Raw genomic sequence first — 18,393 nt, 5'->3', positions numbered from 1 at the left:
CAGACCAAACAGTCACCGACCCAACAGTCACCAAGCCGACTACCGAGCCAACTACTGCTCGGACTACCGTCCCCAGTCGCCTGGATCAATGCCTTCGGTAGACAATTTGTCCTGCAGCTTGCCGACGCCTTGCTGCACGGCAAATTCGTACTCTGCATCGGTGAGCATGATCAACTGGCAAATCAGCGTAAGCCGGTCGTCTTCTTCCAGACGTGGCGTCTTTCCAGACCACAAATACGGCACGGCCAGCAGACCGTGGCGCACGGTGAGATGATCTTGTTCCAGCTCAGCGAATTTCTGGCCGATATCCGGCAGCAGCACACCCGGTTGCGCTGGCAGCACGCCGCCTGCCGAACGCAGCAATTCTGCAGCGGCCAGAACGGCAGTCGCGATGGCGGGCTGTTCGGCTTGCGCCACGGCGAGCAGCTCGCAGCGCACGGATTGGCCGGAGTCATCACTAGTCAGCCCGGTATCAACCTCGCCGAAGTTGGCGGTTGCCGCCAGCGCTTGTTGCTCGTCGATCTGTGCGCTGGCAATGCGCCACTCATCGAGCTTGCGAAATTCCAGCTTGGCCGGGATGAGTTGGCTGAGCCAATATCCGGTTTCTTCGAATTGCAGGGGCTTAAGCCTCCTTCTTCTCAATCGCAGCCAGCAGCACGCAGGTGGCCACACCATCCATGGCGATAGCGACCTCATCGGCGGTAGGCATCGATGGTGCTAGGCGGATATTCCGGTTGTGCGGGTCTTTGCTGTACGGGAAGGAAGCACCGGCCTTGGTTAATTCAATTCCGGCTTCTTTCGCCAGCTCCCACACGCGTGTCGCGGTGCCATCGATGACGTTGAGGTCAATGAAATAGCCGCCTTCTGGATGCGACCAACTAGCGACGTCATATCCGCCCAGTTTCTTTTCCAACAGATCCAGGACAGCGTCGAACTTCGGTGCCAATGATCCGGAGTGCTTGCGCATCAGCGCTTTCAGGCCTTCTTCGTCTCCGAAGAAACGCGCGTGCGCCAGTTGGTTGACCTTGTTCGGGCCGATGCCGCGGGCGCTAGCGATGGAAGAATACCACGCGATGTTTTCTTCCGAGGAGGTGAAAAAGCCTACGCCCGAGCCAGCGTGCGTGACCTTGGACGACGACGACATTTCCCAGAAGCGGTTCGGGTTGCCCGCGTCCGCGGCCATCTCGTGCACGTTGTAATTTTCTGGGAATTCGTTGGTCAGCGTGTGCAGCGCATACGCGTTATCCCACACAATGCGGAAATCTGGCGCGGCAGTGTCCATGGCAGCCAGCTTTTCGCAGACTTCCTTGGAGAAGATCACTCCGGTTGGGTTGGAGAACACCGGCACGGCCCACATGCCCTTCACCTGCGGGTCTTGGGCCAGCTTTGCGACGGCGTCCATATCCGGGCCGTCGTCAAGCATAGGAACTGACACCATCTCGATGCCGAGTTTTTCAGTGATGGTGAAGTGGCGATCGTAACCCGGCACCGGACAGATCCAGCGGATCTTTTCTTCTTGGCTCCACGGGCGTACGGAATCATTGTTGCCGAAGGTATACGACCACAACAGCAGGTCAAAAGTAATGTTCAGAGAAGAAGAATCAGCCGCGATGGTGTTGTCCACCGAGCGGCCCAGGGCATTCGCCCAGATCTCGCGCAGCTGCTTGATTCCCAGCAATCCGCCGTAGTTGCGCACATCGACGCCGTCGGCATCAATCGGGTCGTCGCCAGGCAGGCTAAGCAGATCGTGGGAGAAATCGAGCTGTTCGTTCGACGGTTTACCGCGCGTCAGGTTCAGGTTCAGGTTCTTCGCCTGCAGATCCTGGTAATCTTTGCGCACCTGCTGGGCTAGTTCGTTGAATTGCTCAGTATCTAAGTCGAGGAGTGACATTGGGGTACTCGCCTACCTTCCATTACATCTATGCTGCTTGCCATGGTAGCGAGTTTGTGTGAGATCTGTGATTCCTAAGAAACCTGCAGATAGTCTCGTCTGAGATCACAGTCACCAGTTTGTAACTTTAGTCACACGGAATTATGTTGATAATCCCCACCGGGTAGATTTATAGGCACATCTACCGATAGCCTTCCCTCAATCATGCCGCTCTCCTTCTAAAGATAGGCATCGGTAAGGTCAGCCACGGTAAAAAGAATTGTGGCAACAGTTATTTCAGCTAGAATTTCGCTGACATGGAGCGCTGCCGGCGCTACTGCCGCTGAGCTTTTGGGAATCGCTGCGGTCCAAGATAACTGCTAGGAAACCGTCAATACCCAGTGAAGGAAACAAAATGAACTTCAAATTCTTCAGTGGATCCGCATTCTTTTTTATTGTGGGCCTCCTATTAATCGCTATGTCAGACGGACCTTTGTCTTGGCGTGCAAGCGTAGGATTTCTTTGCCTTATTCTGACCCTCATAAGCGCCTATACCAGTTTCAGTAAACCTCAGAACGAGCATCGGCCGATTCCCCTCTCCGAAAATGAAAAGCAAGCTCTTCGAGAAACATTGAACACTAGCGGACTAGCAAAAGCTGCAAGAAAACTCCGCCAAGCTCACCCTGAGGTCTCATTGACAGAGGCAAAGCACACTCTAGATACCCTGTGACGCCACACCTTCTAATCCTGTTCCAGCAATGACAACAGGTGCTGGCGCAGCTCATTTTTACGCTTGCCGACGGCTGGGTCCGCATCACCGGTACGCGGGCGGGCAAGGCCGACCCGTAAATCTTCCACGATGGTTGCCTCTGGCCCCGGCGACATAACCAAGATGCGGTCGGACAGCAAGATCGCTTCGTCAACATCGTGGGTCACCATTACCACCGTGCGTCGGTTTTCTTCCCAAACGCTGAGCAACAAGGTCTGTAATTGCCTCCGGGTCAGCGCATCCAACGCACCAAAAGGTTCATCCAGCAGCAAAATATCCGAACCAATGGCAAACGCACGCGCCAAACCCACCCGCTGCTGCATGCCACCGGAAAGCCGCGCGGGACGACGGTCAGCCGCATGTCCCAAACTGACTTCATCCAAGAAATCCTGTGTGATTGTCTTACGCTGTGCTTTCGACAAATCCGGCCGTGCAGAGCGCAGCCCGAATTCGATATTTCCGCGCGCTGTCATCCATGGCAATAGGGCGTGATTTTGAAAAACCACGCCTCGGTCTGAGCCAGGGCCGGTGACTACCTCGTCGCGGGCACGGACCTCGCCTGTCGACGGCGTCGCCAAGCCAGCAATCATGTTCAGCATGGTGGATTTGCCTGAGCCGGAAGGCCCAAGCAAGGAGACAAACTCGCCTTCCTTAATGGATACGGAAGTCTCGCCGATGATCGTCGTCGACCCGTAGCTTTTTGTAATATTCGCAAATTCGATATGCGCGGTTTCTGCCTCAACGGTGTGGGGCACGGTATTGGTCGAAGTATTTGTCATCGTGTTGGTTGGGGTATTAGTCATAACGCACTACTTTCTGCAATGAAGCAACCAGATAATCTAGGGCCAAGCCGATGGCACCGATGAGAACAATGACCACGACGATGGCATCAATATCCAAGCGGTTCCACATATTCCACACGAAGAAACCGACGCCTTGCCCGCCGACGAGCATCTCCGCTGCCACAATCACCAGCCACGCGGTGGACAGCGATTGGCGCATGCCCGTGATGATGCCGGGCAGCGCGGCAGGCCCGATGATGTAGAGCAGCCGGTCCACACGGCTGGTGCCCAATGTGGCGCCGAGGTTTTTGTACGACGGGTGCACGCCGCGCACAGCCTCGATTGTGTTAAGCAGGGTGGGCCACAAAGCGGAGAGAATAATGACGAAGACCGCGGTATTTTCCGCATCGCGCAGTAGGGCAAGCCCCAACGGCAGCCACGCCAGCGGGGACACCGGCCGCAGAATTTGCACAAAGGGGTCTGTCGCCCGGCGGAAGGTGGTGGACGATCCTAACCAAAAGCCCAGCGGAATGGCGATGAGCATCGCGATGATAAAACCGAACAGCACACGGCGCAGGGATGCCACCATGTGCCAGAAAATGCCAACGGAGGCTGGACCATCCCGGTAAAAAGGATCAGCCAAGATTTCAGCACCGCGGCTGAGGGTGCGAGCGGGAGTCGGCGCGATATCCGACAGCCAACCCGCCGCCGCTATTAATTGCCATACGAGAAGGAAAGCGAGAAACAGGCCGACGCCGAGGGCAACGGGTTTCCACGGGCCGGGCTTTTTCCTTGGCAGCGTTCGGCCGGTGGAAGTTCGGCTAGCGGACGCTTGGCTGGTAGACGTTCGGCCAGCGGAAGTTCGAGTAGTAGGCGTGTGAGTTTTAGACATAGTGGGTCCTTAACGCTGGTATCCAGCCGTGGGCTTTAGCGGATCAAATATCCGGCCGTTGATGTCAACCGGGGCCGTGCCGCGGTCTGCCTCAGGCGGCAAGACTGATTCCGTAGCTGCTAAGAGCACGTCGTCGTCCATCGTCAAGGCCGTGCCGCCGAGGTCCCAACGCGCGATTTGCGCAGCCATCCAGGTAATCGCGGTAGCTGAAGTCTGTCCGCCGAAATTGATCATGTCCGGATCCACCACATCGGTGCCATCCCAGGTGGTATAGGATCCGGCTAAAGCAGGCGAGATCAATTCTTCTTTCTGGTTCAGGTATTTTTCTTCTGCCAACATCGACGCTGATTCGTGTACGTGATGCGGGCTGTCGACAAATTGGGCGCCTTCGCGCAGCGCCGCGACCACACGATCACGCACCCCGCGGTCAATTTCTTTGGCTATAGCAACCGAGCAGCAGGGGTGGTTCTCCCACATCTGCCGGGTGGGAATGAACGCGCGGCCTGATCCCGTGGTCAATGCTCTTTGGTTAAACGGTTCGGGGCCAATAAAACCGTCGACGGCGCCGACCGCCAATTGCGCCACCATGTCCGGTGGCCGCAAGAGCCGCAATTCCACATCTGAAACTGGGTCGAGACCACCGGCGACCAAATAATCGCGCAAAAGTAATGCATGCACCGAATACTCAAAGGGAATTCCTAGCACCATCCCCGCAAGATCTGTCGGTTGCGAGACCGCGCCCAAGTGAGAGGTAGACAAGGTTAGCGCTTGTCCGTTGGTGTTTTGGGTAAAAGCCAATTCTGTGGGCCGGGATGCGTTCGTCGCACCAGCATCAATTGCCAGTGGCATTGGTGAGAGCATGTGCGCAACGTCGAGGGTTCCGGTTGCATATGCCGTCCAGAGATCAGCCCACCCGGCGTATTTCCGTAATTTTACGTGGAGTCCCTGCTTTTCAAATGCGCCGAGCGCATCCGCGGCAACCAGTGGTGAGGCACACGCAATGGGCACAAAACCGATGACCAGTTCTTCCCGGGAAGCAGAACTAGCAGAAGATGCGGGCCCGGAAGCACTTGTTTGTGGCTGTCGTGTTTGTGACTGTGTAGAACAGGCAGAAAGCATGCCGCCTCCCAGGGCAACCCCGCCCATGGCTGCTGCTGTGCGCAGCAACTGTCGCCGGGAGAGAATGCGGTTGTAGACCATGCGTTCTTCCTTAAGTAGACCAATCAGTTCAGCAAGGGCTTAAACTTAAGCCGGAACACAAGGCAGAGTCAATTTCTAAATTCATGGCTGCACAACCGGTATTAAACGCAAGTGCCGGTAACGTACCCTTCGGTCCATGCAGTAACGCCGCGTCAGCTACGGGGATCAATAGACAAGTTTGTCTATACACGCGCCAATCTGGCAAAGCCCCAAGGATCCGGGCCCAGGCCCAGCACCGGAAGGGTTATGCCACAAAAGGGGATGCGGGCGAAATCTTGCAGGATTTCCGCCAGGATGGCGTGGATTCGGGGCGTGGTTGCGTACGGGCTTTCGGAGTATGCACCAGCGGTGGTTGCGGTTCCGCGCGGTGCCGGAAACTTTGTTGGTCCGTTGACTCTCACTTCGTCCCCTTAACCGTCTTCCTTAACCCGGGAAAACCTCTTTTCGCCGTCCTTTCGGTGCTTTGTATTGGCAGATGGTGCATTTTTGCAAATAGGGACTAAAAAGTCCGTTTTCAGCGGGTCTATTTGCAAAAGTGCACCATGGCTGAGTTGGATGGCCAAGCCTCAGGACCGCGGAGTCCACACACCCGTTATTCACGAATGGTTGACAGCGAGCGCGGCTTGTATCGACAAGTCTTCTGCCGGGGTATAGTCATCGACAACTCGGGGCACGTTGTCTTTGCCTCGTGGTCACACTTCTTTGGCATGATTGAAGAGATGCCCATCTACTCAAACGGAACAAAACTTGGACACTTCACATTCTCAATACTTGTCACCGACAACTACACAAGCTGAAAAACGAAAATATTTGTCATTTTTCAATGTGAAGATCATTCCGAAGAATTGAAGCATGCCTTACGTCCAACTTTTGCGAGGATCTTCTTGCGCTACCCGTCGCACCTGGGAATCTTCCATCGTCCAGGAAGGGTAACTTTTGTCAATGGCTCTTAGTACTGTTATCAGGTCATTGAGTCGTCCTCGGACGTTAGTTTCCAAAAGGTTTTCTTGGTGCGATACTCGGTTACGCAAACGTGTCAGCCGTTCAACCTTCTTGCCAATATTTTCCCTCCACTGGTCTTCAATACCAGCGTTGGGAAAGGCGTGGTGGAGACACTCCTTCCACAGTCTTTTGGCGTTTGAACGATGGTCCGGCAATGCCTCTCCGAGAAGATTCGACCAATTACCTAACGTGAATTGAGCTATTACATCATCGTGACTGGGCGGAGCGTTTTTGCGTGTGTGCCCATTACCTCGACGTTGAGATTCTTTCCGGGCCCATTTCCTAGCCTGCCCCATAGGCGTTTTGAACATGTCGTACAACAATTGGTTTGATTGGTATTCGAGGGACCAATCTCTGTAGCCCTTTTCCTTATAGTTCCAGTCCTGAAGCGCATTGTTCATCGCGTTGCGTGTTAGAACCTCAAAGTAAGACAACTGAGAGTGTAAAGCGCCAGCTAACCGAGTATTCCAGCGGTATAGTGCTACCGCCTTTTCTGTATCGTTTCCTGCAGCTGTGTAGTATGTTTTGAAACGAGCCGCGCCAAGCATGGTTTCTAGTTCTTTTTTGTCCTTCATACGCTTAATGATATGCTCAGGCATGTGAGCGTCAATGTAGATTGGCGCACCATACCCCACGACCCCAAGCTCTGTGCTTGGGGTCGTTGATTTTCAGGGTTAATGGACAAAGGGGCAGAATTCGTAGCCATGCGCCAGCAAAACTGAAAAGCTACCTATCCACTAGGTAATTCCATTACGTGCCCACGGTGTGCGGGCGACCCCCACCAGTGATGGTGAGTTCTTGCGTTAAGTTCTTCACATAGTGCGTGACTACCACGCCTCAGCAACCGAATCAAGGAAAGAATTTCTGTCGTCACAGTAAATTTCGACTGCAGTCACATCGACCCGCCCTTTGTGCAGGTCTTGCGCCAATACCGGTGGCTCCAGCTCAAGTCTGACGTTAACTTCGCTCAGAACCGGGAGCCTGACTTCTCCGTCTTCATTGATAATGATGTCACCACCCTGCCCGGGACCAACCTTTTGCGCCCGTGCCAAGTTTTCCCATGGAATCTCACACACGAATCTGTGGCCGCGTCGGATTTCTAAGCCCCGTGGTGTGAGAAGATGCGGATTGACCTTAATAGAGGTGTAAAACCCGATTAATAATAAGAGTGCGTAGATGCTCAGCACCAGCAGCAGAATGCGCCAAAATTGGCTGGGCACAGCCAGGTGTATGACAGTGATTTCAACGATGACTAGACCGACGATTACGGTAACCACGGTTCGTAGGTTCTTGTACCCGGGGTGGGCGTCGACACCGGCAGTGGAAGAAGGCCGTGTAAAAATTTTAGTGAGCGACCACAGCGAACTGATCTCCGAAACCAGCAAAGCCAGCGCCAATCTAGGAACCCCGAAACGCTCGGCAGTGTCAGAGAGGGAGAGCGACCAAGATCCTTTCTTCCGCCGATCCATAACCATCCCAGCAAACAACAGCAGGAAAGCTACGGCGATGACTGAGACAGGGGCCAATAGCCACCAGCCAGAAAGTGACGACGACGTCGCCGAGAGGGTTACCACTGCGATTTCGGAAATAATTCCGAGAACCAGCAGCGTTCTAAACATGGTTTTCATTTATTTTTCTCTCGTCACTACTCGGCTGCACGACTTTGGCGTTTCATCCCGCCTTCGTCACAACGTCGTTGTCACAACGCCTTTGCCACAACCACGAAACCTGACAAAGCAGATAACAAAAACGGACCCCGCGCACCCGCCAGAGCCTCCGTACCCTTGCTGCATTCCTGCCCTGGGGGAGTTGAGAGGATGAACGCCACGCGAGATCCTGCAGACAAACCTACCACATGGCCACCGCTGTGGTCTAACCTCGCAGCATCCCGGCGACATGTGCTGAACTAGTGTTCTGCCACCGGTTTTTTAGGCAACACTGCACGCAGGCGATATTCTTAGCCCATGGGTCGCCATCACCGCACTAGCTCGTCGCAGTCCGAACATCAGCCATCCGGTCGCAACCTCAGCGCCATCAAAACCTGGACGTGGCCTCAGCGCGTACTCGCAGCCGGACTAATCCTCGCGGCCGCGGCGACGATCATTGGGTTTATCATCCAGTGGCCGCCCAATGAAGAGCCCCCGGTCAGTGAGCAATTCGAGCAAACCTCATCACTTTCCGGTGAGCTTGTCAACGGCACCGTCGCCATCGTCCAGCCCGGCATGTGCGGTTCCCCGTCGAATGGCCAGGTCTTTGACACTTCCCCGCAAACCAACCCAGAGGCGCCACACGATTGCACCCACGCGATAATCGATTTAACTTCCGGCGAACATGAAGGCCAACGTACCCTGCTGGAGATCCACCCAGAAATCCCGGGCAATCCGCAATTGGAAGAGGGCGACAAGATCGCTCTTTCCAAGCACGACGCCGGAAGCTATGGTTTTCAAGATTTCCAACGCAGCACCACTATTTGGCTCTGGCTGGCAGCAGCGGTCATCCTGATCATCGCGGTTGGCGCCTGGCGCGGCCTACGCGCAGTATTCGGCTTGGTCATTACCCTGGCTGTGATCGCGGCGTTTCTTATTCCCGGGCTCATCCACGGTGGTTCCGCTATTCTGCTTGCACTCACCTGCGGCGCCGCTGTGCTGTTCTTGGTGCTGTTTTTAGTGCATGGTTTCAGCTGGAAAACCGCTAGTGCCATGGGCGGCACGTTGTTGGCATTGTGCCTATCCGTGGGCTTGTCGACGCTTGCGGTGGCCACCGCCGGCATCCGTGGCCTGGGCGATGAGAATAATTTGAATATCCTGGTTTACCTGCCAGGAGTCAGCATTTCCGGGTTGATGCTCGCGGGCATGATCATTGGCGCGCTCGGTGTTCTTAACGACGTCACCATCGCGCAAGCCTCCACCGTCAACGAAATGCGCGAACTGGAACCCGGCGCGAAACCCCTGCGCTTGTTCGCTGGTGCCATGCGCGTCGGCCGTGACCATATTGCGTCGATGGTATACACCCTGGTCTTAAGCTATACGGGTGTGGCCTTGCCGACGCTTTTGCTGCTGAGTATTTCTGGTCGTCCGCTGGGGCAAATTCTCAGCAGTGACATCATGGCGACGGAAATACTGCGGTCGGTTACCGGAGCGATTGCGCTGGTCTTGGCGGTTCCACTCACCACCGCCATTGCTGCTTTGACTGTACGCGCCCCTGCCGCCGTTGATGCTGCCCCGCGGGAAGCATAAATTAGCAACCGACATACAACACTGAGATGCAACATACGACACCAAACATAAGACATAGTGTCGTATGTGTAGTATGTTTATCATGAATCATACTTAAGGGGTTTGTTTCATGATTGACATCAACGCTATTCACGCGAAAATCGCCTCACTACGAGAGCTCGGAACAGACACACAAGACGTCGAAGTTAAAGCTGCGTTCGGGGGCTTGCCCAAAGAGTTACCAGAAACTATTTCCGCATTCGCTAATGGCAATGGCGGTTTACTCATCCTTGGGCTCGACGAGAACAATAATTTCGCTACCTCGGAAAAATTCGATGCCCAGGCCATCACCGACGGCCTACAAAATGCGGCCGCCACCAAGGTCTACCCGGCAATTCGTCCGTTATTCATTGAGACTATCCCAATCGACGGTCGTTCGGTTGTCGTCGCACAAATTCCAGCTATTGCAGACTATGACAAACCCGCGTACGTCACGAATAAGGGAATGTACCGCGGATCATATATTCGTACCGCTGATGGCGACCACTTGATGCAGCGTTATGAAATTGACCGGCTATTGGAACAATCCCATCAGCCGTCGTGGGATTTGGAGATTGTGCACCGCGCAAGCCTGGATGATCTTGACGACGAGCTCACGAACCGCATCATTGCGCGCGAGAAAGAAATTCACCCACGAATTTTCGGCAAAGCTAGTACGTTGCAGGCCATGCACCGGCTCAACATCATAGCCACTGATGCTGATGGCACGGTTCGCCCAACCCTGGCTGGCTTGCTTGCTCTTGGAACCTACCCACAGCAATTTTTCCCGCAGTTATCGATTACCTTCACCCATTATCGTGGCACAACTAAAGCCAGCGACGCATCCGGAATCCGCTACACGGATACGTTAACCGTTGAAGGGCCGATACCGCTGTTGATCGAAGAGGCTACTCGCAAGGTGCAGGCTACCTCACCCCGGGGCGCTATCATGCGCGGGGCGTTTCGGTACGATCTTTTTGATTTCCCGCCGGTTGCGGTACGAGAAGCCATTACCAATGCTGTCATGCACCGCGATTATTCTCCGGAAGCTCGTGGCACACAGGTCCAAGTAGATTTATTCGCCGATCGCTTGGAGGTCCGTAATCCAGGTGGACTGTACGGCGCTGTCACTGTCGATACTTTGGGAACGGATGGCATTTCGAGTTCACGGAATCTTGCTCTATCCCGCATTTTAGAATCCACTCCGTATCTTGACGACGGCTTCGTGGCCGAAAATCGCGGCTCCGGCTACCAAGAGATCTTAGACAAATTGCACCGCGACCTCCTGCCGCCACCGGAAGTTCGGAACAGTCTGACACGCTTCGCTTTGCTGTTTTATAAGCGCGGCGAGACAGAACACACGACGCTCACAAAACACACGGAATCCTCAGCTCATGCACATTCCATAGCGCACTCTAAGCCTGCGGTAAATACCTCCACACGTGAGGCGATTGTGGATTACTTGCGCACGCATGATTCTGCCAGCACCAAAGAACTAGCCGACGCTGCGGGTGTGACAGCAGAAACTATCCGGCGCAGTCTCCGCCAGTTACTAACCGAAAATCTTGTAAGCGCTACAGCCCCACAGCGGAGCCCGAAACAGCGTTACCGATTGGCGCAATTGGCCCCCGCGCGGCGTTCAGCTGACTAAACTACGCGCTACGCTGACTGCGTAGCGCGCGTTCTTCGTCTTCGACGCTTTGATTGAACTCCATCTTGGATGCCTGCCATTCATCTTCGGTCATGCGCAATCGCCAGTACCCAGAAATCGAAGTGTCCTCTTTCGCGATATCACCGTCCACGTACAAAAACTTTCGGACGTCTTTGATCATTTCGGCAACACCATGGACAAACCAGCTGGTCCGCTTCGCTGGGTAACCGGCCTCACGGATAGCAGAAACCAAAGCAGTACCCGGCATGCGCCCATCCTGCAGCACCCAATGCAGGTTGACACCAGCCGGTTCCGGCATGGGCATGGTGCACTCTGCATCGGCGATCTCCAGGTACACATCGGCAGTGGTGTTTTCCGGCAGGTTTTCCAACGCGGCGGCAATCGCGGGTGCCGCGGCTTCATCACCAGCTAATACAAAATGTTCGTAGTCATCGCTTGGGTGCCATTTTCCACCAGGCCCGAGAAAACCGATGCGTTCACCGATCTTCGCGTTGTGCGCCCACACCCCGGCAACGCCGTGCTCGCCATGCACCACAAAATCGATCTCAAAATCTCCCGTGGCCGGATCGATCCGGCGGAAGGTGTAAGTTCGGCGCACCGGCTGGTGCTCCCTCGGCTGGGTTTTCTTTATTTCTTCTACATCAAATGGCCAGCTGTAGTCGGCCCCTGCTGGCGCAAAAAGCAGCTTGACATAATGATCAGTAAACGGAAATTCGCCTCCAGCCAAGCTCGGGCAAGAAAAACTGAGACGCACCATAGTGCGGGATAACTGGGTACGCCCCGTGACGGTGGCTTCCCGTACTTGCCGTTTTTTCTTTGGCTTTTCCGACTTCTCTGGCTTCGCGGTGTTGTTCTCTAGCTTCTCTTCAGGCGCGGTATTCATCTCCGAGGAATTCATAAAGCATAGCCTACCTTTCCAGAACACAGCCGACACCGTTCAGGCCACTGCGACAACCCCCATCAACCGCGCCCAGCATCTCTAGCAACCACATCTTCCAATAACTCAGCAAAGCGCTGACCGGTCTTTTCCCAGGAAAACTGTTCCGCGAACTTCCTCGCCCCGGCACCGAGCTTTGCACGCAAGGAGTCGTCGGCAAGAATTTTTTGCAACTGTACCGTCAACTGCTCTGGAGTATCAGCGAGCAACCCGGTGCGCCCGTGCCCGACGGAATCACGCAGCCCAAAGCTATAACCAACCGTCGGCACGGAATGTTTAGCTGCCTCGACAACGGCCAAACCCCAGCCTTCTTTCCGCGAAGGCATCACGTGTACTTCGGCACGCTCAAGTAACGCGTGCTTATAGTCGTCGGTAACTTGCCCATGAAAAAACACGCGCTCGCCCACCCCGGAGGCTTCCGCATAAGCCCGCAATTTATCTTCCCACCAGCCGGAACCAATGACATCTAGCACGACGTCGTCGGCAAGCCCATTTGCCCCAACCAGCCCAGCTAGCGCATCGATGGCGTGCTCGATTTGTTTATGCGGAACCAGCCGCGACAGCGTGACAATGTGCACCCCACGACGCTCCAAGCGCGGTATGAGCGCGGGCACCTCATCCACACCGTTTTCAATGATCGCAGCATCCGGCACCCCGAGGGACTGTAAATCCTCCTTGGAGGCCTGCGAAACAGTCACATAGGGCGCGCCCCGGTACACCTTCGGCGCGATTTTCGATTCCAACAACCAACCAACCCGCGCCAGCACCGGCCCAGCAACCGGCCATTGTTCCTTGTGCCAGTGGTGCGTGAGCAGCACCGTTGGGCGAAACACCAAGCGCGCAAAAAAAGGAATTCCATTTTGCGTATCGACGACCACATCAAGGTTCGCCAACGTGCCCAGCCCCAGCTTGCCGACGAGTATGCCCAACAGTGCTTTCGGATACACCGTGAACTTCCCGCCGCTGCGTGAATAACGCACGCCATCGCGCACCGAACGCCGTGGCATATCAGTGTGCGCCGCGGATCGGTAAATCACCTCATGCCCTGCTCGCGCAAGGTATTCCCCTACCCGCTCCAAATACAGCTCGGAACCGCCACCTTGCGGGTGGGTGGAATCGCGCCAGCACAGCAATAAGATCTTCATATTCCGTACCAGCTTAGCGGGGTAGGGCTGCATCCACATCAGAAGGACTAGAACTATACGCAGTCAGCACAAAACACTGGCCCGAAATATTCCCCGAGCTGCCAGACTACTTGTGAATGGGGCCATTCTTAATTAGTGGAACCTGATTACCGTACGTGCGAACCTTTTTTAATTCCATGACAAATGCAACCAAAAGATTGAGAAAGAAGAGAGCAAACGCAGAGTAAATATAGGTGACCATTGTTCCAAGTCCAATGAACGAATCAGGATATTCGCTAGCTTCAACAGCAGCCATAGGCACTGCAAGGCCTGCGGCGACAGCAATCGATGCGAGTACACAACCCCGAAAAGGGTGCTGTTGCAAAGTTGGGGCAGTAGGAAGACCGGCGTGGAATAATCAGGTCCATGGGCATCTTCTCCGGTCGGCAGTTCCCTCGTGAAATCATCCTGTGGGCGGTGCGGTGGTACTGCCGCTACGGCGTGAGCTATCGCGACCTCGAAGAGATGATGACCGAGCGGGGAGTGCCGGTCGATCACACCACGATCTACCGCTGGGTNCAGAAATATGCTCCTGAGCTGGATAAGAAGACCCGGTGGTATCGGCAAGTTCCTGACTGGCAGGCCAGGTCCTGGCGGGTGGATGAGACCTATATCCGGGTCGGGGGAAAGTGGTGCTACCTCTATCGGGCAATCACTAACAGAGCAGGTCCCGGGGAGCTCTCTCCCCTACTCGCGAGGCAGAACTGCACTCCGGCCCACCAGCGTGAGCAGCGAGACTGCAATCTTCAGCTAGCCTTCATCGCCATTTAGTCGTGAGACCACGACATTGGCGTCGACATCCTCAGGAACAGCCATCTGTAGGGACTCTCCCTGAAGACTGCCCTGCACCCTGACTGCGGAGAGAATGTCGCCGTCGCTCTTCGTCACCAGGCGCGCGCTTTCGCCAGCTTCGGACGCTTCTGTCGAGAGCTTCTGCACGACTTCAGCTCCATCGCTATCAAGCGTCACGTCAATCATCCTGGGCCCTGACGACGCTGCAGAGTCAACACCCACTCGCTCGAAATCTGCCGGATTGATCAGAATGTTCTCGCCTTGGAACAAGACACACTGCGAGCTCGAATCGTCTGCACAGGTCTCCGAGACGGCCATCTCCAATACGGCCGCCGACTCGCCAGAGGCATTCTCAGAGGCCGCTGGTGCCCCTTCGTCGGCGGTACTTCCGCCGTCCGTGCAAGCCGCTAGGGCCAGTAACAGGGGCGCGACAGCAGCAAGTTTCCACATAGAAGTGGACCCTACCTAACGCCGCTTCCCGTCGCGGCAGCATTGTTGGCTCTGTTAACAGCCACAAGCAGATCCACCCCAGACCAGCCTTAACCTGTCAATCCGAATCATGCCCGCCACTCGACCGTTGGCTGCATGGCTCTGTTGCAAAGATTGGCGGCAGTCAGAGGTAGGCTGTCGCTCTGCGCCGATCAGGCGGCTGCTGCGAAATGGTGGTTGAGCATGCCCATGGCCTCCGTCAGCGCCGAGGGCCCAATGCCAAAAGCTCTCTCCACAAGGCGCACCTCGCCCCTGATGCCGGGCTGCAGGCACCAGGGGNGAGCCTGTCCTTTGCGCAGGGCTCGCATGACTTCGAATCCCTTGATCGTGGCATAGGCCGTGGGGATCGATTTGAAACCGCGCACCGGCTTGATCAGTATCTTGAGCTTTCCGTGATCGGCCTCGATCACGTTATTGAGATACTTCACCTGCCGGTGGGCCGTCTCCCGGTCCAGCTTTCCTTCGCGCTTCAATTCGGTGATCGCTGCACCATAGCTCGGCGCTTTGTCGGTATTGAGCGTGGCAGGCTTTTCCCAGTGCTTCAGGCCTCGCAGGGCCTTGCCCAGGAACCGCTTCGCTGCCTTGGCGCTGCGGGTCGGCGACAGGTAGAAATCGATCGTGTCGCCCCGCTTGTCGACTGCCCGGTACAGGTAGGTCCACTTGCCCCGCACCTTGACGTAGGTTTCATCCAGGCGCCAGCTCGGATCAAAGCCACGCCGCCAGAACCAGCGCAGCCGCTTCTCCATCTCCGGGGCGTAGCACTGGACCCAGCGATAGATCGTCGTATGGTCGACCGAAATGCCGCGTTCCGCCAGCATTTCCTCAAGGTCGCGATAGCTGATCGGATAGCGACAATACCAGCGCACCGCCCACAGGATCACATCACCCTGGAAATGGCGCCACTTGAAATCCGTCATCGTTCCGTCCGTCCAATCTCCGCCAAGCATGCTCAAGCTTCACGATTTTTGCAACAGAGCCATATCGACAACCTCTCGCGCAACCAAGACATCGCGGTCGGACTGCAAGTGATCTTGAAGCCACGGGCCCGTCCCACCCCGACATGGACCTCGATGCCCGAACGGACGTTAGATTTCGAGTTCTAGGTGTGATGTCCAGGGACGTTGTTGAGTCGGTCGAAGGGTACGCCGCCAATCGCAGAGTGGTGTCGGTGGTGGTTGTAGAAGTGGAGCCAGCCGGGCAGCGCCAGGCGTCGTTCGGCCTCTGAACCGTAAAACCTGGCATAGGCCCAGCCGTCCCCGAGCGTGCGGTGGAATCGCTCGATCTTCCCGTTCGTCTGCGGCCGGTAGGGGCGTGTCCGCTTGTGTCGGATGCCGAGCCGAGCGCAGAAGTCCCTCCATGCGTGGGATCTGTATGCCGACCCGTTGTCGGATAGGACTCGCTCGACGGTCACGCCTCGTTCGGCGAACCAGGCCACGGCGCGTTCGAGAACTCCCACCGCTGTGCTCGCCTGCTCATCCGACCAGATTTCTGCGTATGCGACGCGGGAGTGGTCATCGATGACTGTGTGAACGAACGCCGTCCCGGTGCGCGGCTTGTGATCTTTTCCTCGTGGTAATCCCGGAGTCGCGAGCTTGTTCCGTGCGCCTTGCTGCCGACCTACGTAACGATGTCCACCGCCGTCGGGGATGTTGCCGAACTTCGTGACATCGACATGAATCAACGATCCCGGATGAGGATGCTCATATCGCCGCAATGGCTCGCCAGTGACACGATCGATATGCGAGAGGCGGTTCACGCGGCAACGGACGAGGACCGCGTGAACAGTCGACGTCGAGAGACCAAGTCGCGCAGCGATCTGGGCTGGCCCCAGTCGAAGCCGCCAGCGCAGGTTGATGATCTTCTTCTTGACATGCTCGGGCGTCCTGCCTGGGATCCGGTGCGGCTTGCTGGAGCGATCCTGCATCCCAAACTCACCCTCTTCCCGGTAGCGGCCTGCCCATTTCCGGGCAGTGATCGGGGAGACCATGAACATCTTTGCGGCGATCGTGGCCGGATAGCCGTCTTCGACAATCAGCCGAGCTAACCGGAGACGGGCACGAGGAGTGAGAAGAGCGTTCGGATGGGTCATCAATTGGCCTCCGCCGCGGTCTTCGTAAGCGCGCGTCTGGTGAGAAGCATGATGACGAGAGCGATCGCTGTCAGCACCGAAGCGACCCAAACCGGCGCGAGCAGCCCCAGCCCGGTCGCGAGCCCGAGCGCACCAAGCACGGGCCCCGCTGCAGCTCCGATATTCAATGCTGCGGTTGCGTACGAACCGCCCATCGTTGGCGCACCCGATGCTGCATACAGCACACGCGTGATCAGAGTACTGCCGACGCCGAACGACAGGAATCCCTGAACGAGGACGAGGACGATAAGCGCAACGGGATGAGATGCGACCACTGCCAACACGATCCAGCCTGTCAGCAATAGCGGTCCGCCGACTGCGAGCACGAGGCCAGGTCGTTGATCTGATAGTCGTCCTGCGATCGTGACGCCAAGGAACGATCCGATGCCGAACATCACCAGCGCGACGGACACCCACGCTTCGGCCAAGCCCGCGGTCTCGGTCACGATGGGTGCCAGGAAGGTGAATGCCGCAAAGGTCCCTCCGTTGATCAGCGCTCCGAGTGCCATGGCCAGGATGAGCCGCGGCGTCGCCAACTGGCTGAGCTCGACACGGAGCCTTGGTGAGGTCGCGCTAGTCTCGCTCCGACCAACATTGTTCGTGACGCCACGAATGACTCCAACGGCCGCGGGAATACAGAGGATGGCGATCGCCCAGAACGTCGTTCGCCAGCCCAGCGCTGTGCCGAGCAGTGCCCCGGCGGGGACGCCCACGACGGTTGCGATCGTCGTGCCGGAGAGCAGGATCGACAGTGCACGCCCCTTCTGGTTCGCTGGCACGAGGGTAGTGGCCGTGCTCAGTGCTACGGCGAGGAATCCTGCGTTTGCGAGAGCGCTGAGCACCCGGGTGATGAGCAGGAGAGAGAACACTGGTGTCATCGCTCCGATGACGTGGCTTCCCGCGAACACGAGAAGGCAAACGATCAATGTGAGCCGCGGTGGCCAACGGCGAGCGAATGCCGCCATCACTGGCGCGCCGACGACCATACCGACTGCGAATGCGGAGGTCAGCAGGCCCGCAGTGCCGACCGAGACGTCAAGTTCGGTCGCGATCGCGGGGAGCAATCCCGCGAGCATGAATTCTGAAGTGCCCATGACGAAGACCGCCAGGGCAAGCATGTAAAGGGCAAAAGGCATCGAGTACTCCGAGGTGTGAGATCAAGAAATGGTTCTTCTTGTCACCACGGCCAGCGCCCCGGGTACGCCAGACATACGCCCACACAGATCGTGGGCGTCGTAACTAGTGGTTCAAGGGGCTGGCGGTGTGACCGACAACCCCTGACCTGTCTGATTCGGGACTCGACATGCCCCAAACTCTAACATGCCTTGGTGCTGTTGCAAAGTTGGGGCAGTAGGAAGACCGGCGTGGAATAATCAGGTCCATGGGCATCTTCTCCGGTCGGCAGTTCCCTCGTGAAATCAT

17 protein-coding genes, 1 other RNA gene and 1 pseudogene are annotated in these 18,393 nt (G+C 56.4%); 3 read left to right on the top strand and 16 right to left on the bottom strand.

Annotated elements, in window-relative coordinates; all coding sequences use genetic code 11:
• Window positions 1-63 precede the first annotated feature (63 nt).
• The 9 genes from B142_RS0108220 to ffs all read right to left on the bottom strand — a co-directional run bounded on the left by B142_RS0108220 (window position 64) and on the right by ffs (window position 8,355).
• Entirely contained in the window at window positions 64-642 is a 579-nt protein-coding gene (locus tag B142_RS0108220) for a suppressor of fused domain protein (protein WP_018121067.1), read from the bottom strand.
• Window positions 623-1,891, bottom strand: a complete 1,269-nt coding sequence (locus tag B142_RS0108215) for an aspartate aminotransferase type Ic (RefSeq protein WP_018121066.1) — start codon at window positions 1,889-1,891, stop codon at window positions 623-625. The genes B142_RS0108220 and B142_RS0108215 overlap by 20 nt, the downstream gene beginning before the upstream one ends.
• 720 nt (window positions 1,892-2,611) lie before the next feature.
• Window positions 2,612-3,418 (bottom strand): ABC transporter ATP-binding protein, encoded by an 807-nt coding sequence (locus B142_RS0108205; protein ID WP_051067320.1) that lies wholly within the window; start codon window positions 3,416-3,418, stop codon window positions 2,612-2,614.
• 16 nt (window positions 3,419-3,434) lie between these two features.
• Complete coding sequence (locus B142_RS0108200; protein WP_081604958.1) at window positions 3,435-4,313, bottom strand: ABC transporter permease; 879 nt, start codon at window positions 4,311-4,313, stop codon at window positions 3,435-3,437.
• Window positions 4,314-4,322: 9 nt separating this feature from the next.
• Window positions 4,323-5,513, bottom strand: a complete 1,191-nt coding sequence (locus B142_RS0108195; protein WP_018121062.1) for an ABC transporter substrate-binding protein — start codon at window positions 5,511-5,513, stop codon at window positions 4,323-4,325.
• A 182-nt stretch (window positions 5,514-5,695) separates the two neighbouring features.
• Window positions 5,696-5,914, bottom strand: a complete 219-nt coding sequence (locus B142_RS13655; protein WP_152680544.1) for a hypothetical protein — start codon at window positions 5,912-5,914, stop codon at window positions 5,696-5,698.
• Window positions 5,915-6,370: 456 nt separating this feature from the next.
• Window positions 6,371-7,090: an Abi family protein gene (locus B142_RS13275; RefSeq protein WP_026167971.1), complete on the bottom strand. Its 720-nt coding sequence runs from the start codon at window positions 7,088-7,090 to the stop codon at window positions 6,371-6,373.
• Between the two features lie 252 nt (window positions 7,091-7,342).
• The gene (locus B142_RS0108180) at window positions 7,343-8,143 is read right to left on the bottom strand and encodes a hypothetical protein (protein WP_018121059.1); all 801 of its coding nucleotides are present in this window, start codon (window positions 8,141-8,143) and stop codon (window positions 7,343-7,345) included.
• 117 nt (window positions 8,144-8,260) lie between these two features.
• Window positions 8,261-8,355, bottom strand: an RNA gene (gene ffs / locus B142_RS13270) — signal recognition particle sRNA small type.
• A gap of 124 nt (window positions 8,356-8,479) precedes the next feature.
• On the opposite strand from ffs, the gene B142_RS0108175 reads away from it, so the two are divergent.
• Both B142_RS0108175 and B142_RS0108170 read left to right on the top strand, forming a co-directional pair.
• A complete protein-coding gene (locus B142_RS0108175; protein WP_018121058.1) occupies window positions 8,480-9,751 on the top strand; it encodes a YibE/F family protein in 1,272 nt (423 codons plus the stop codon).
• 109 nt (window positions 9,752-9,860) lie between these two features.
• On the top strand, window positions 9,861-11,420 hold the full coding sequence (locus B142_RS0108170) for an ATP-binding protein (RefSeq protein WP_018121057.1): 1,560 nt from the start codon (window positions 9,861-9,863) through the stop codon (window positions 11,418-11,420).
• Between the two features lies 1 nt (window position 11,421).
• Here the strand turns inward: B142_RS0108170 and B142_RS0108165 are convergent, their stop codons facing one another.
• Both B142_RS0108165 and B142_RS0108160 read right to left on the bottom strand, forming a co-directional pair.
• A complete protein-coding gene (locus tag B142_RS0108165; RefSeq protein WP_018121056.1) occupies window positions 11,422-12,339 on the bottom strand; it encodes a siderophore-interacting protein in 918 nt (305 codons plus the stop codon).
• Window positions 12,340-12,401: 62 nt separating this feature from the next.
• The gene (locus tag B142_RS0108160; protein WP_018121055.1) at window positions 12,402-13,523 is read right to left on the bottom strand and encodes a glycosyltransferase family 4 protein; all 1,122 of its coding nucleotides are present in this window, start codon (window positions 13,521-13,523) and stop codon (window positions 12,402-12,404) included.
• A 405-nt stretch (window positions 13,524-13,928) separates the two neighbouring features.
• On the opposite strand from B142_RS0108160, the pseudogene B142_RS12310 reads away from it, so the two are divergent.
• Window positions 13,929-14,219 (top strand): annotated as a pseudogene (locus tag B142_RS12310) (IS6-like element IS1628 family transposase); the annotation flags it as partial.
• Between the two features lie 93 nt (window positions 14,220-14,312).
• Here the strand turns inward: B142_RS12310 and B142_RS13650 are convergent.
• The 5 genes from B142_RS13650 to B142_RS14280 all read right to left on the bottom strand — a co-directional run bounded on the left by B142_RS13650 (window position 14,313) and on the right by B142_RS14280 (window position 18,182).
• Window positions 14,313-14,531 carry a hypothetical protein gene (locus B142_RS13650; protein ID WP_126851384.1) on the bottom strand — a complete coding sequence of 73 codons (219 nt, stop codon included), beginning with the start codon at window positions 14,529-14,531 and terminating at the stop codon, window positions 14,313-14,315.
• Between the two features lie 464 nt (window positions 14,532-14,995).
• Window positions 14,996-15,760: an IS6-like element IS6100 family transposase gene (locus B142_RS0108145; RefSeq protein WP_018121051.1), complete on the bottom strand. Its 765-nt coding sequence runs from the start codon at window positions 15,758-15,760 to the stop codon at window positions 14,996-14,998.
• 182 nt (window positions 15,761-15,942) lie between these two features.
• A complete protein-coding gene (locus tag B142_RS0108140; protein WP_011113072.1) occupies window positions 15,943-16,932 on the bottom strand; it encodes an IS481-like element IS5564 family transposase in 990 nt (329 codons plus the stop codon).
• The gene (gene cmx, locus B142_RS0108135; RefSeq protein ID WP_005297378.1) at window positions 16,932-18,107 is read right to left on the bottom strand and encodes a chloramphenicol efflux MFS transporter Cmx; all 1,176 of its coding nucleotides are present in this window, start codon (window positions 18,105-18,107) and stop codon (window positions 16,932-16,934) included. The genes B142_RS0108140 and cmx overlap by 1 nt, the downstream gene beginning before the upstream one ends.
• A 21-nt stretch (window positions 18,108-18,128) precedes the next feature.
• Window positions 18,129-18,182 carry a chloramphenicol resistance leader peptide gene (locus B142_RS14280; RefSeq protein ID WP_011113070.1) on the bottom strand — a complete coding sequence of 18 codons (54 nt, stop codon included), beginning with the start codon at window positions 18,180-18,182 and terminating at the stop codon, window positions 18,129-18,131.
• Window positions 18,183-18,393: the final 211 nt, after the last annotated feature.

The organism is Corynebacterium propinquum DSM 44285 (assembly GCF_000375525.1).
GTDB lineage: Bacteria > Actinomycetota > Actinomycetes > Mycobacteriales > Mycobacteriaceae > Corynebacterium > Corynebacterium propinquum.
This window is presented reverse-complemented; position numbering and strand designations above follow the sequence as displayed.

Coding starts and splice junctions, on each gene's coding strand:
- B142_RS0108215 (WP_018121066.1), bottom strand. CDS start 1,891: ATGTCACTCCTCGACTTAGATACTGAGCAATTCAACGAACTAGCCCAG.
- B142_RS0108205 (WP_051067320.1), bottom strand. CDS start 3,418: ATGACAAATACTTCGACCAATACCGTGCCCCACACCGTTGAGGCAGAA.
- B142_RS0108200 (WP_081604958.1), bottom strand. CDS start 4,313: ATGTCTAAAACTCACACGCCTACTACTCGAACTTCCGCTGGCCGAACG.
- B142_RS0108195 (WP_018121062.1), bottom strand. CDS start 5,513: ATGGTCTACAACCGCATTCTCTCCCGGCGACAGTTGCTGCGCACAGCA.
- B142_RS13275 (WP_026167971.1), bottom strand. CDS start 7,090: ATGAAGGACAAAAAAGAACTAGAAACCATGCTTGGCGCGGCTCGTTTC.
- B142_RS0108180 (WP_018121059.1), bottom strand. CDS start 8,143: ATGAAAACCATGTTTAGAACGCTGCTGGTTCTCGGAATTATTTCCGAA.
- B142_RS0108175 (WP_018121058.1), top strand. CDS start 8,480: ATGGGTCGCCATCACCGCACTAGCTCGTCGCAGTCCGAACATCAGCCA.
- B142_RS0108170 (WP_018121057.1), top strand. CDS start 9,861: ATGATTGACATCAACGCTATTCACGCGAAAATCGCCTCACTACGAGAG.
- B142_RS0108165 (WP_018121056.1), bottom strand. CDS start 12,339: ATGAATTCCTCGGAGATGAATACCGCGCCTGAAGAGAAGCTAGAGAAC.
- B142_RS0108160 (WP_018121055.1), bottom strand. CDS start 13,523: ATGAAGATCTTATTGCTGTGCTGGCGCGATTCCACCCACCCGCAAGGT.
- B142_RS0108140 (WP_011113072.1), bottom strand. CDS start 16,932: ATGACCCATCCGAACGCTCTTCTCACTCCTCGTGCCCGTCTCCGGTTA.
- cmx (WP_005297378.1), bottom strand. CDS start 18,107: ATGCCTTTTGCCCTTTACATGCTTGCCCTGGCGGTCTTCGTCATGGGC.